This is a genomic window from Vibrio sp. 811 (assembly GCF_033339195.1).
Window position 1 is genome coordinate 1 of sequence record NZ_JAWOUB010000520.1, and the last position, 639, is coordinate 639.

Genomic DNA, 639 nt, shown 5'->3' on the forward strand with positions numbered 1-639 from the left:
TGATCAATCAAGTTTGTTATGAGCAAAATACACCTCTGATATCGGCGGCAGCGATTGGTTGGCAAGGGCAGTTTGCTGTTTTTGACTACTCAGACAAACCATCAAATTCAGGCTGCTATCGATGCTTGTATCCGTTTGATGAATTGCAGCAAACAATGAAGTGCAGCGAAACTGGCATTATCGGCCCTGTGGTGGGCACTCTGGGGAACTACCAAGCTCTCGCTGCTATTCAAAAGTTGGCGATAGATCGCTTTCATGTTGAGTGTGGTCAGTTACACCTCTTTGACGGGCTGCGGATGAACTGGCAGACCATGTCTATAACCAAAGACAAGCAATGTCAGGTTTGTGGTGACAATAATCTTGCACCAGTGAGCAGTTAAGAGATGACCGCCATGACAGTTTCAAATCAATTCGCAGCAAGTTCGTTTGTGCGTTCCTTTGTTAAAGGAGAGAGGTAACGTGATAACTATCGCTATTAACGACCAAGCTCAGCTGGTCGAGTGTAAAGCCAACCTACAGCAAATCATTACCCAGTTTTCTCTGCCTGAAATGGGCTGTGTTTTTGCCATTAATAATCAAGTGGTGCCGCGTAGCGAATGGGCGAGTACGGTACTTTCTGAGGGAGATAGCATCTCTCTG

2 protein-coding genes are annotated in these 639 nt (G+C 46.0%); both read left to right on the top strand.

All coding sequences use genetic code 11. The annotated features are described in order from the left end of the window. On the top strand, positions 1–380 hold a 380-nt coding region (locus tag R7Q46_RS27840), incomplete at its 5' end, for a HesA/MoeB/ThiF family protein (protein ID WP_318078386.1). 79 nt (positions 381–459) lie between these two features. Beyond that, the coding region (thiS, locus tag R7Q46_RS27845; RefSeq protein WP_318078387.1) for a sulfur carrier protein ThiS at positions 460–639 on the top strand (180 nt) is incomplete at its 3' end.